At 73.2% G+C, this 11,936-nt stretch carries 7 protein-coding genes; 1 reads left to right on the top strand and 6 read right to left on the bottom strand.

The window, feature by feature from the left end; genetic code table 11:
* Positions 1-20: 20 nt before the first annotated feature.
* Complete coding sequence (locus tag ACIG47_RS25560; RefSeq protein WP_397433885.1) at positions 21-1,253, bottom strand: cytochrome P450; 1,233 nt, start codon at positions 1,251-1,253, stop codon at positions 21-23.
* 231 nt (positions 1,254-1,484) lie between these two features.
* Between ACIG47_RS25560 and ACIG47_RS25555 the strand changes: the two genes are divergently transcribed.
* The gene (locus tag ACIG47_RS25555) at positions 1,485-3,380 is read left to right on the top strand and encodes an ABC transporter ATP-binding protein (protein ID WP_397433926.1); all 1,896 of its coding nucleotides are present in this window, start codon (positions 1,485-1,487) and stop codon (positions 3,378-3,380) included.
* 12 nt (positions 3,381-3,392) lie between these two features.
* On the opposite strand, the gene ACIG47_RS25550 is transcribed toward ACIG47_RS25555, so the two are convergent.
* From ACIG47_RS25550 to ACIG47_RS25530, 5 genes are all read right to left on the bottom strand, one after another.
* Complete coding sequence (locus ACIG47_RS25550) at positions 3,393-6,167, bottom strand: tetratricopeptide repeat protein (RefSeq protein ID WP_397433884.1); 2,775 nt, start codon at positions 6,165-6,167, stop codon at positions 3,393-3,395.
* 194 nt (positions 6,168-6,361) lie between these two features.
* Complete coding sequence (rpsA, locus tag ACIG47_RS25545; protein ID WP_253838974.1) at positions 6,362-7,834, bottom strand: 30S ribosomal protein S1; 1,473 nt, start codon at positions 7,832-7,834, stop codon at positions 6,362-6,364.
* A gap of 182 nt (positions 7,835-8,016) precedes the next feature.
* A complete protein-coding gene (locus tag ACIG47_RS25540) occupies positions 8,017-9,774 on the bottom strand; it encodes a dipeptide ABC transporter ATP-binding protein (protein ID WP_397433883.1) in 1,758 nt (585 codons plus the stop codon).
* The gene (locus ACIG47_RS25535) at positions 9,771-10,712 is read right to left on the bottom strand and encodes an ABC transporter permease (RefSeq protein ID WP_397419258.1); all 942 of its coding nucleotides are present in this window, start codon (positions 10,710-10,712) and stop codon (positions 9,771-9,773) included. The genes ACIG47_RS25540 and ACIG47_RS25535 overlap by 4 nt, the downstream gene beginning before the upstream one ends.
* Before the next feature lie 17 nt (positions 10,713-10,729).
* Positions 10,730-11,737: an ABC transporter permease gene (locus ACIG47_RS25530; RefSeq protein WP_397419254.1), complete on the bottom strand. Its 1,008-nt coding sequence runs from the start codon at positions 11,735-11,737 to the stop codon at positions 10,730-10,732.
* Positions 11,738-11,936: the final 199 nt, after the last annotated feature.

The raw sequence follows: 11,936 nt of genomic DNA, 5'->3' as shown, positions 1-11,936 counted from the left end.
CGCCGCGGCCGCCGGGCCGGTCAGGCCCGCACGGGCGTGCGCGCGGCCTGCCGCTCCGGCGTGAACCGCACGGGCAGGACGGCGGGGTATCGCGACCACGGCGACGGCGCCCAGGTCACCTCGGGGTCGGTCAGCCGCAGGTCGAGCCGCTCCATGAGGCTCTCGACGGCGATCTTCACGACGAGCCGCCCCGGCCTGCGGGCGGGGCACGCGTGCGGGCCGACGCCGAAGGACAGGTGCGACCGGTTGCTGGCCTCGAAGATGTCGTCGTCGGTGCGCACCCGCGGGTCGTTGTTCGCGGCCGCCACGCCCATCACGATCGCGTCGCCCGCCTTGATCCGCACCCGGCCGAGCGTGCAGTCCGTCACCGCGTACCGCGCCGGGAGGTTCGCCACCGGCGGCTCGCTCCACAGCGTCTCGTCCAGCGCGTCGTCCAGGCCGCGACGCACCCCCGTGACGCGGCCCGTGTACCGGGGGTCCGTGAGCATGCGGCGCAGCGTGGCCGCGATCCAGGTCACGAGCATCTCGTTCGCGGCGCAGATCGCCACGACCATCGAGTGCACGATCTCCGTGTCGTCCTCGAAGCTCGGGTGCTCGACCAGGCGCGCCGTGAGGTTGTTGCCCGGGTCGGCGCGGGTCGCCAGCACGTGGTCCAGCACGATCTGGTCCATGGCCTCCAGCGCCGCCACGGCGTCGCCACCGTGACCGAACACGCCGTGCGCGCAGCGGAGCAGGGCGATGCCCTGGCGCTCGTCGAACCCGAACATGCCCGACACCGCCAGGAACGACACAGCCGCCGCGTACTCGCCGATCAGGTCCGCCTGCCCCTGGGGCGCGAACGCGTCGATGAGCCCGGCGCACACGCTGCGCACCAGGGCGGCCGTCTGCGCCTCGTCGAGGCTGGAGAACGCCTCGTCCATCGGCAGCCGCAGCCGGCGGTGGTCGGCGCCGTCCGCGTAGTACAGCGCGCGCCGGCCCGCCGGGGACAGGATGGCGTGCAGGGTCGAGTCCAGCGGCAGCCGCTCCTTCCAGTGCCGCGGGTCGCGTGCGAAGACGCTCTCGGTGCGCATGACCTCCATGACCTCGGCGTGCCCGAGCACGAGCCAGCCCGGGACACCCGGCTCCAGGTCCACGGGGGCCACGGTGCCCCACTCGTCCTGGAGCCGGCGCAGCGCGGCCGTCATGTCCTCCGCGCCCGTCAGGTCCACCAGCGCCACCCGGCCCCCGCCTCGCTGCGGTTCCAGGTCGGACATGGCTCCTCCATCGTCGACACTCATCGGGTCTCATCCATCGAAATATGGGGCGACCTGCATAGACGCCCGATCGTGGGTTTCTATCACGGGCGCCGGGGAACGCGTAACACGCCTGTGGTCCCGGTCACCCCCGGTTCACCCGCTACGTTCTGGGGCGGCTGTACGCTCCGCCGGGCGGGCAGCCGGTGGCCCGGCACTGTCGGCGTCCCGTGGGACGATGCGCTGGTGAGCATGCACGGAGGTGGCGGGAGCATGGGCGGCGGGCGCACGATGCGCTCCTTCACGCAGGACGGGTCGGTCGCCCGCCAGCGTCTGGGCCGCGCCACGCGGCGGCGCATCATCGGCTTCGCCCGCCCCTACCGGGGCCGGCTGACCCTCTTCGTGCTCATCCTCGCCCTGGAGGCGGCCGCGGGCGCGGCCACGCCGCTGCTGTTCCAGCGGATCATCGACGAGGGCATCAGCGCCGGCGACGGCCGCCTGGTCGTCCTGCTGGCCGGCGCCGCGGGACTGCTCGCCGTCCTGGCGGCCGGGCTGTCGGTCGCGGACCGGCTCGTGTCGTCGCAGGTCGGCGAGGGGCTCATCCTCGACCTGCGGGTCGCGGTGTTCGACCACGTCCAGCGCATGCCGCTGGCCTTCTTCTCCCGGGCCCGCACGGGCGCCCTGGTGCAGCGCCTGAACGGCGACGTGCTCGGCGCCCAGCGCGCGTTCACCTCGACGCTCCAGACGGTCGTCTCCAACACGCTGACCATCGCGTTCACGCTCGGGGCCATGTTCACCATGTCGTGGGAGCTCACCCTCGGCGCCCTGGTGCTGGTCCCGTTCTTCGTGCTCCCCGCCCGCTGGTTCGGCCGCCGGCTCGCGACGCTGACCCGGCGGGGCATGGAGGTGGACGCCGACCTGGGCCAGGTGATGAACGAACGGTTCAACGTGGCCGGGGCGCACCTCGTGAAGGTGTTCGGCGATCCCGCCACCGAGTCCGAGCGGTTCGCGGGACCCGCCCGCGAGCGCCGGGACCTCGGCGTCCGCACGGCGCTGTTCGGCACGTGGTTCCGGGTGGGCCTGTCCACCCTCGCCTCCCTCGCCGTGGCCGGGGTGTACGGGTTCGGCGGGCTGCAGGCCATCGCGGACGAGCTCACCGTCGGCACGGTGGTCGCGCTGGCCACCTACCTCACCCGGCTGTACGGGCCGCTCACGGCGATGGCGAACGTCCAGGTCGACGTCATGACGGCCCTGGTCTCGTTCGAGCGGGTGCTGGAGGTGCTGGACCTGGAGCCGTCGGTGGCCGAGCGGCCGGACGCCGTCGACCTGCGGCGTGCCGTCGCGGCACGGGGCGCGTCGGTGACGCTGGAGGGGGTGACGTTCCGGTACCCGCGCGCCGACGAGGTGTCGCTCGCGTCCCTGGAGTCGGTCGCCGCCCAGCGCAAGGACCCGACGGCGGACACGCTGCACGACGTCTCGCTGGAGGTGCCCGCCGGGTCGATGGTCGCACTGGTCGGCCCGTCCGGTGCGGGCAAGACGACGGTCTCGCAGCTCGTGAACCGCATGTACGACCCGACGTCCGGCACCGTGCGCATCGCCGGGACCGACCTGCGGGACGTGACGTTCGCGTCGCTGCGGGCCACGGTCGGCGTCGTCGCGCAGGACGCGCACCTGTTCCACGACACGATGGCGGCGAACCTGCGGTTCGTGCGCCCGGAGGCGTCCGACGCCGACCTGGAGCGGGTGCTGCGGCAGGCACGTGTCTGGGACCTGGTGGACCGGCTGCCCGAGCGCCTGGAGACCGTCGTGGGCGACCGCGGGTACCGCCTCTCGGGCGGTGAGCGGCAGCGCGTCGCCATCGCGCGCCTGCTGCTGCGTGCGCCCGACGTCGTGGTGCTCGACGAGGCCACGGCGCACCTCGACTCGGAGTCCGAGGCGGCCGTGCAGGCCGCCCTCGACCAGGCCCTGGCGGGGCGGACGTCGCTGGTCATCGCGCACCGGCTGTCCACCGTGCGCGCGGCGGACCGCATCGTGGTGCTCGACGACGGCCGCGTGGCCGAGTCGGGCACGCACGCCGAGCTGATCGGCGCGGGCGGCCTGTACGCGGACCTGTACCGCACCCAGTTCGCCGAACGCGTCGAAGGGTGACCCGCGGGCCGGCTACCGGGCGGGCGGAGGGTTGCGGATCGCCGCGTCGATCCGGGTGAGCACCCCACGGGAGCGCTCCAGCTCGGCCCGGTACCGCTCGGGCAGATCGGCGGCGAGCCGGCGGCGCATCTCCACGGCCTCCCGCGCGTGGCCGAGCGCGGTGACGTTGTCCCCCACCGCGCTCAGCGCGCTGGCCAGGTTGGACAGCGCGAGCGCCAGGTCGGGCCGGTGCTTGTCCGGGTTCTCCAGCGCGAGGGCACGCCGCATGACCACGGCCTCCCGCATCGGCCGCAGGGACTCGTCGGCGCGCTCCAGGTCGAGCAGGGTGGCCCCGAGGTTGGCGAGCGCCTCGGCCAGCCCGGCGCGGTACTTCTCGGGCTCCTCGCGCACGAGCCGGCGCAGCATGTCGACGGCCTCCTGGGTGGGCCGCAGCGCCTCCTCGAACCGCCCCAGGTCGGCGTAGCGCACGCCGAGGTTGGACAGCGACTGCGCGAGGTACTTCAGCGACCGCGCGTTCTCGCGCGCCAGCTCCCGGCGGACGGCGACCGCCTCCTCCTCCAGGAGCACCGCCTCGTCGTACCGGCCCCGCCGGGCGAGGGTGACGCCGAGGTTGGACAGCGAGTGGGCCAGGTAGTACAGGTACTTCTCCGGGTGCTCGCGGGCCAGGTCGCGGCGGATCTCCAGCGCCTCGCGCTCCAGCCGCAGCGACTCGTCCGCACGGCCGACCGTCGAGTACAGCGCGCCGAGCGCGGAGAGTGCGCCGGCGAGGTCGGGGCGGGTGCCGCGCTCGTTCTCCTTCGCCAGCCGGCGCTGGATCTCCAGGGCCTCGACGAGCACGACGCCGGCCTCCTCGTACCGCCCGAGCGCCTCCAGGGTGGTGCCGAGCTGGCCGAGGGACCATGCGAGCTCGGCGAGGTGCTCGGGACGGTCCGCGGCCAGACGCCGCCGGATGGCGACGGCCTCGACGTTCGCGGGGAGGGCGTCCTCGGGCCGCCCGCTCTCCGTGAGGGCCTCGAAGTTGCCGAGCACGGCGGCGAGCCGCGGCTCGTACTGGACCGGGTCGCCCGCGGCGAGCCGGCGGTACAGGTCGAGCGAGGCCCGCTGCGCGGCCTCGATCTCGCCGGTCCGGCCGAGCTCCGTGTAGGACACCCCGGCGTTCTGCAGGGCGCGCGCGTGCTCGGCGTCGGCCCAGGGCCCGTCCCCCGGCGGGAACCGGCGGCACAGTGCCACGACCTCCTCCTGGACGGTCAGGGCGTCACCGTGCCGGCCCACCGCCCAGTACCCCATGCCCAGGTTGTTCAGCGCGGTGCACAGCGGCGGCCGGTACCGGTCGGCGTCGTCGCGCGACAGCTCCCGCCACAGCGCCACGGCCTCGCGCAGCACCACCACCGCGGCGTCCGGGTCGCCCTCGGCCACCAGCGTGGTGCCGAGGTCGCTCAGCGCCTCGGCACGCTGCGCCACCCCGCCGGCCGTGCGCGACAGCTCCGCGGCCCGGTGCGTGAGCCGGTCCAGGACCGGCACCACCAGGGGGCCCGAGGAGCGCGGCAGCCGGCGGATGACGCGCAGCAGGCCGGGCAGGTCCGCGGCCGATCCGGCCGGCAGCGCGGCGGCCACCACCTCGATCACCTCGCCGGTCACGTCGCGCTCGGCGGTAGGACGGTCCAGCCCCATCGCCGCGGCGAACCCGAGCACGGCGAACGCCTGGTCGGCGTCCAGGTCGCTCGTGCACCGGGCAGCCAGCGCGGCCGAGGCGGTCAGGACCCGCGAGACGAGCAGCTCCCCCAGCCGCGGCACGGCGGGCAGGTGGGCACGCACCCACACCAGGACGTCGGCCTCCCGCCCGGGTGCCGCTCCCGCCCCGGCCCGGCGCAGAGCCGCCCGGAGCCCGTCGTCGGAGGCGTCGCCCAGCAGGGTCGCCACGGTCAGGACGGCGTCGGCGACCGTGACGTCCTCGTCCGCGGGTCCGGGCCCGGGCGACCGCTCTGAGAGCAGCCCGGCCGCCACGGCCGACGCCGTCCAGCCGGCCCGCTCGCGTTCGAGCACCACGCCGAGCGCCGCGGCCGGGTCAGGGACGTCGCCGTCCAGCACCGCGACGAGGGCCACGGCGTGCAGGTCCAGGACGCGCGGCCGGCGGTCCGGCGCCGGGTCGTACCGGATCCGGGGCACCGGCCGCCCCAGGGCACGGGCGAACCGGGAGGCGGCCGCCTCGATCACGGCACGCTCGCCGTCCGGCCGCTCGACGGCCAGGTCGAGCGCCGGGTCGTACGCGACGTCCAGGCTGCCCTCCAGCGCCGGGTCCAGCGCCATCTGGGTGACCGACGGAGTCCCGCCGGCCCACAGGCTGCTCGTCCACCGCTCGCGCGGCCACCACTGCCCGCCGGTGCGGGCCAGGAGGAGCACGCGCAGGCGGCCGCGCCACCGGGTCGCACCGATCGCGTCGAGCATGGCGGGCAGCCCGGCCCGGAACCCGGCGTCGTCCACGACGAGCAGGACGCGCCGGGCGTCGGCGACGCGCTCGACCGTCGCAACCTCCTGACCGGGCGGTACGTGGACCACGGTCCAGCCCGTGCGCCGCAGCCGCCGGCCGAGCTCCAGGGCCAGCCGCGTCTTGCCGACGCCGCCCAGACCCGACAGCAGGCGCAGCGCCACCGGCTCGCGGGAGCGCACCCACGAGCGCAGCTCCGCGAGCTCCCGTCCTCGCCCGGTGAAGGGCACGACGCACCGCTCGGGCGCGAGGAGGGCAGCGGGCGACGCGCCCCGTGCCTCGTCGGGTCCGGGTCGGCTCATGAGGCGTTATCCAACAGCACTCCGGCTGTCCTGACCAGTGACCGTGTGATACCACCGGGCACCCCGCGCACATGCATCGCACCAGTTCAGGGCGCTGTGAGCCCGATCCGGCCGGTGTCGCGCACCGCATCCCGAAAACGGCGACGGCCCGCCGCCCCCGGTACGGGGAGCGACGGGCCGTCGAACGGCTCGGGTCAGTTGCCCGTGAGCTTCTCGCGAAGCGCGGCGAGCGCCTCGTCCGAGGCCAGCGTGCCACCGGCCTCCTCGACCGGGGCCGAGGAGTACGAGGTGTTGCCGGCGGGAGCGGAGGCCGGGGCGTCGGAGGACGCGTCCGTGTCCGCGGCCAGCGCCTCGGCGACCTGCTTGCGGTGCGCGGTCCAGCGCTCGTGCGCCTTGGCGTACTCCGCCTCCCACGCCTCGCGCTGCGCCTCGAAGCCCTCGAGCCACTCGTTGGTCTCCGGGTCGAAGCCGTCCGGGTACTTGTAGTTCCCGGCCTCGTCGTACTCGGCGGCCATGCCGTACAGCGCGGGATCGAAGTCCTCGGACTCCGGGTCCACGCCCTCGTTGGCCTGCTTGAGCGACAGCGAGATACGGCGGCGCTCCAGGTCGATGTCGATGACCTTGACGAACACCTCGGCACCGACGGTGACGACCTGCTCCGGCAGCTCGACGTGGCGCACGGCCAGCTCCGAGATGTGGACCAGGCCCTCGATGCCGTCCTCGACGCGGACGAACGCACCGAACGGGACGAGCTTGGTGACCTTACCCGGCACGACCTGACCGATGGCGTGCGTACGGGCGAAGGTCTGCCACGGGTCCTCCTGCGTCGCCTTCAGCGACAGCGAGACACGCTCGCGGTCGAAGTCGACGTCCAGAACCTCGACCGTGACCTCCTGGCCGACCTCGACGACCTCGGACGGGTGGTCGATGTGCTTCCAGGACAGCTCGGAGACGTGCACCAGACCGTCGACACCGCCGAGGTCCACGAACGCACCGAAGTTGACGATCGAGGAGACGACACCGGGGCGCACCTGGCCCTTCTGCAGGGTCTGCAGGAAGGTGGAGCGGACCTCGGACTGCGTCTGCTCGAGCCACGCACGACGCGACAGCACGACGTTGTTGCGGTTCTTGTCGAGCTCGATGATCTTGGCCTCGATCTCCTTGCCGACGTACGGCTGGAGGTCGCGGACGCGACGCATCTCCACGAGCGATGCGGGGAGGAAGCCGCGCAGGCCGATGTCGAGGATGAGACCACCCTTGACGACCTCGATGACGGTGCCGGTGACGACGCCGTCCTCCTCCTTGATCTTCTCGATCGTGCCCCAGGCGCGCTCGTACTGTGCGCGCTTCTTGGACAGGATCAGACGGCCTTCCTTGTCCTCCTTCTGGAGAACAAGTGCCTCGACGGCGTCGCCGACGGCGACGACCTCGCCAGGGTCGACGTCGTGCTTGATCGAGAGCTCCCGGGACGGGATGACACCCTCGGTCTTGTAGCCGATGTCGAGAAGGACCTCGTCACGGTCCACCTTGACGATCGTGCCTTCGACGATGTCACCATCGTTGAAGTACTTGATGGTGGCGTCGATGGCAGCAAGGAAGTCCTCCTCGGTGCCGATGTCGTTGACGGCAACCTGGGGGGCGGACTTCGCAGGGGTGGAGATGGTCATTGAGTTCGATGCTCCGATGCGGACATGGCGTAGTACGGACAGGGTCTGTGTGAGCTCTGCGTGTGCGGCGCTCGTGAGGTGCCGGTGGTCGCCGGAAGGCGCACGGCACCGCCAGTCATCCTAGTGGCGCCGCGGCGGGATGGTCAACGCGAGCCGCACCCGCCGCGGCACCCCCGGGACCGTCAGAGCGCGAGCTCCAGGTCCCGGCCCGGGATGGCGTCGAGCAGCGCCCGCGTGTAGTCCGTGCTCGGCGAGTCGAAGACGGCGTCGACCGTGCCCTCCTCGACCATGCGGCCCTGCTGCATCACCAGCACGCGGTCGGCGATCTGCCGCACCACCGCGAGGTCGTGGGTGATGAAGAGGTAGGTCAGGCCCAGCTCCTCCTGGAGGCTCGCGAGGAGCTGGAGGATCTGCGCCTGCACCACGACGTCGAGCGCCGAGACGGCCTCGTCGCACACCACGAGCTCGGGCGACAGGGCCAGGGCCCGCGCGATGGCGACGCGCTGGCGCTGCCCGCCGGACAGCTCCGACGGGAACCGCGGGAGCTGCCCCTTGCTGAGGGCCACCTGCTCGGCGAGCTCCTCCACCCGGGCCCGCCGGGCCCGCGCGTCCCCGTAGTCGTGGGCGCGCAGCGGCTCCTCGATCGCGCGGAACACCGAGTACAGCGGGTCGAGCGACGAGTACGGGTCCTGGAACACGGGCTGCACCCGGCGCCGGTAGGCGATCTGCTCCCGGTGCCCGCCCGCGCCCACGACGGCGCCGTCGAACGTGATGGTGCCCCGCGTCGGCTTCTCGATGTCGAGGATCATCCGGGCCAGCGTGGACTTGCCCGAACCGGACTCCCCCACCACGGCCACGGTCGACCCGCGCGGGATGTCCAGGCTCACGCCGTCCACGGCGGTGAAGTCCTTGCTCCGCGCGAACAGGCTGTTGCCGCGGATGGAGAACACCTTGCTGACGTCCTGCACGGACACCAGGGGCGCCACCTCCTTCGCGGCGGGGTGCCCGTTCGCCGACCCGTCCTCGGCCGCGGCGACGTCCGCCGCCGTCTCGCCGTGGGCGAGGAGGGCCTCGTCCAGCACCTCGTCCAGCCCGCGCTCGCGCGCGATCTCGATGCGGCGCGACGCCAGCGACGGCGCCGCCGCCATGAGGCGCTTGGTGTACTCGTGCTGCGGCGCGGTGAGCACCTGCCGGGCAGGGCCCTGCTCCACGATGTCGCCGCGGTACATGACCACGACGATGTCGGCGCGCTCGGCCGCGAGACCGAGGTCGTGGGTGATGAGCAGCACGGCGGTGCCGAGCTCCTCGGTCAGGCCCGAGAGCTGGTCGAGGATGCCCCGCTGCACGGTGACGTCCAGGGCGGAGGTCGGCTCGTCCGCCACCAGCAGCGCGGGGCGCCCCGACAGGCCCATGGCGATGAGCGCGCGCTGGCGCATGCCGCCCGAGAACTCGTGCGGGTACTGGGAGGCCCGGCGCCGCGCGTCGGGCAGGCCGACCTCCTCGAGCAGCTCGACCGTGCGGTCGCGGGCGTCCCGGCGCGTGCGCAGGCCGTTGTCGATCAGCCCCTCGTCGATCTGCCGGCCGATCGGCAGGATGGGGTTGAGGTTGGTCATCGGGTCCTGCGGCACCAGGCCCAGCTCCGTGCCGCGCAGCTGCGCCATGCGCTGCGGGCTCACGGCGCCGAGGTCCTCGTCCTTGAACCAGATGTGCCCCTCGGCCACCGAGCCGTTGCTCGCGAGCAGTCCCAGGACCGCCATGGCGAGGGTCGTCTTGCCGGAGCCCGACTCCCCCACGATCGCCACGGTCTGACCGCGGCGGACCACCAGGTTCGCGTTCGACACGGCGCGCGCGGCACCGTGCTCCGTGCGGAAGTCGACGCTCATGTCCTCGACGCGCAGGACGACGTCGTCGGCCGGGTTCTTGTCAGCGATGTCGTTCATCGTCGGGTCCTGTTCCGGGGGTCGAGGGCCTCGCGCAGGCTCTCGCCCACGAGGGTGAAGCCGAGGGCCGTCACGGCGATGCAGATGCCGGGCAGGATCGCCAGTCGCGGCGCGACCGCGAGCTCCTGCTGGGCGGCCGTCAGCATGCGTCCCCACTCCGCGGTGGACGGCTCGCCGCCACCCAGGCCGAGGAAGGACAGCGCGGCGGCCTCGATCACGGCCGTGGCCAGGCTGAGGGTGGCCTGCACGATGACGGGGCCCACGCTGTTGGGCAGCACGTGGCTCATGGTCACCGACCGCCGCGTCAGCCCGAGGGCGGACGCCGCCAGGACGTAGTCCTGCCCCTTCTGCGCCAGCATGGAACCGCGCAGGAGGCGGGCGAAGATCGGCACCTGCACCACGCCGATGGCGATGATGACCGCCATCGAGGACTGGCCCACGATCGCCGCGATCGAGACCGCCAGGAGCAGCGAGGGCACCGAGAGCATCAGGTCGACCAGGCGCATGACCGCGAAGTCGACCCACTTGCCGAACCAGCCGGCGAGCAGGCCCAGGAGCAGGCCGCCCGCGAGGCCGAAGAGGGTGGACAGCACGCCGACCAGGAGCGAGGCCTGGGCACCCCAGATCAGCTTGCTCAGCACGTCGCCGCCGTAGCGGTCCAGGCCGAGCGGGTACTCGGCCGACGGGCCGGGGATCATGGTGGGCCGCACCTCGGCGCGGCCGGGCAGCTCGGTGCCGCCGTAGGGCGCGAGCACCGGCGCGAGCAGCGCCACGACGACGAAGACCGCGACGATCACGAAGCCGATGATCGCGACGGGGTTCTTGCGCAGGGTGCGCCAGGCGCGCGCCCAGACCCCCTCGCCGCCGTGGTCGGCGCCGGCCGGGCCGTCGCCGTGGATGCTCGCGTGGAGCGGCGCGGCGGCCGCGCCGTCGGTCACAGGAAGCTCGTTGGCACTCACTGCTGCCTCCTCAGCCGGGGGTCGATCAGCCCGTACGAGACGTCGACGAGCAGGTTCACGAGGGCGTAGACCACGGCGATCATCAGCACGAAGCCCTGCATCACGGGGTAGTCGGCGTTGAACACCGAGTCCGCCAGGAAGCTGCCGATGCCGCTGAAGGCGAAGACGGTCTCGGTGAGCACCGCCCCCGACAGCAGGAGGCCGACCTGCAGGCCGATCGTCGTCACCACGGGGAGCATGGCGTTCTTCAGGATGTGGTCCCCGCGCAGCCGGGACGGCTTGATGCCCTTGGCGCGCGCCGTGCGGACGTAGTCCGCGTTCTGCACCTCGGAGACGGCGGCGCGCGTCATGCGCGCCACGATCGCCAGCGGGATGGAGCCGAGCGCGATGCCCGGCAGGATCAGGTGGACCAAGGCGTCCCAGGCCGCGTCCCACTCGCCGGTGAGCAGGCCGTCCAGGACGTAGAAGTTGGTCGGGTGCGTGGCGATCATCGTGGCGCTCTGGCGGCCCGTGGTCGGGAACCAGCCCAGCTCGACGGCGAAGATGTACTTCAGGATGAAGGCCAGGAAGAACACGGGCACCGTCACGCCGATCAGCGAGACCACGACGGCCGAGTGGTCCACGATCGACCCGGCCCGGCGCGCGGCGACGTAGCCCAGCGGGATGCCGATGCCGATCGCGAAGACCAGCGCCACCACGGTGAGCTCGATGGTTGCCGGGAACCGCGTGAGGAACTCGTCCAGCACGGGCCGGCCGCTCTGCAGCGAGACGCCGAAGTCGCCCTGCAGCAGGCGCAGCAGGTACTTGCCGTACTGCACGATCAGCGGCTGGTCGAGACCGAGCTGGGCCTCGATCTCGGCTGCGGCCTCGGGGGTGTACCGCTCGCCGAGCATGGCCTGGACCGGGCCGCCCGGCAGGGCTCGCACCCAGCCGAACAGCAGGACCGACAAGCCCAGCAGGAGGGGTATCAGGAGCAGCAGGCGCTGCACGATCAGTCTGAGCATCGTTCCTCGGCAGACATGCGTTTCTGCGGTCGCCCGGCCGGGGCTCGTGACCGGCCGCCGGACGACTCCGGACAGCGGTCGGGGGGGGGGGCCCCCCCCCCCCCCCCCCGGGGGGTTTGACCCAAAAGCGGGGGGGGCCCCCCGAGTTGGGGGGGGGAGCAAAAACCCCCCCCCCACGGCCCCCCAAAACCCCACCCCC

Source organism: Promicromonospora sp. NPDC052451, assembly GCF_044547525.1.
Taxonomy (GTDB): domain Bacteria; phylum Actinomycetota; class Actinomycetes; order Actinomycetales; family Cellulomonadaceae; genus Promicromonospora.
The sequence above is the reverse complement of the archived record's forward strand: the minus strand, read 5'-3'. Positions and strand labels throughout refer to the sequence as shown.

What these genes read in the sequence shown, in the direction of transcription:
- ACIG47_RS25530 (WP_397419254.1), bottom strand. Translation starts at nt 11,737, where the DNA reads ATGCTCAGACTGATCGTGCAGCGCCTGCTGCTCCTGATACCCCTCCTG.
- ACIG47_RS25540 (WP_397433883.1), bottom strand. Translation starts at nt 9,774, where the DNA reads ATGAACGACATCGCTGACAAGAACCCGGCCGACGACGTCGTCCTGCGC.
- rpsA (WP_253838974.1), bottom strand. Translation starts at nt 7,834, where the DNA reads ATGACCATCTCCACCCCTGCGAAGTCCGCCCCCCAGGTTGCCGTCAAC.
- ACIG47_RS25555 (WP_397433926.1), top strand. Translation starts at nt 1,485, where the DNA reads ATGCACGGAGGTGGCGGGAGCATGGGCGGCGGGCGCACGATGCGCTCC.
- ACIG47_RS25550 (WP_397433884.1), bottom strand. Translation starts at nt 6,167, where the DNA reads ATGAGCCGACCCGGACCCGACGAGGCACGGGGCGCGTCGCCCGCTGCC.
- ACIG47_RS25560 (WP_397433885.1), bottom strand. Translation starts at nt 1,253, where the DNA reads ATGTCCGACCTGGAACCGCAGCGAGGCGGGGGCCGGGTGGCGCTGGTG.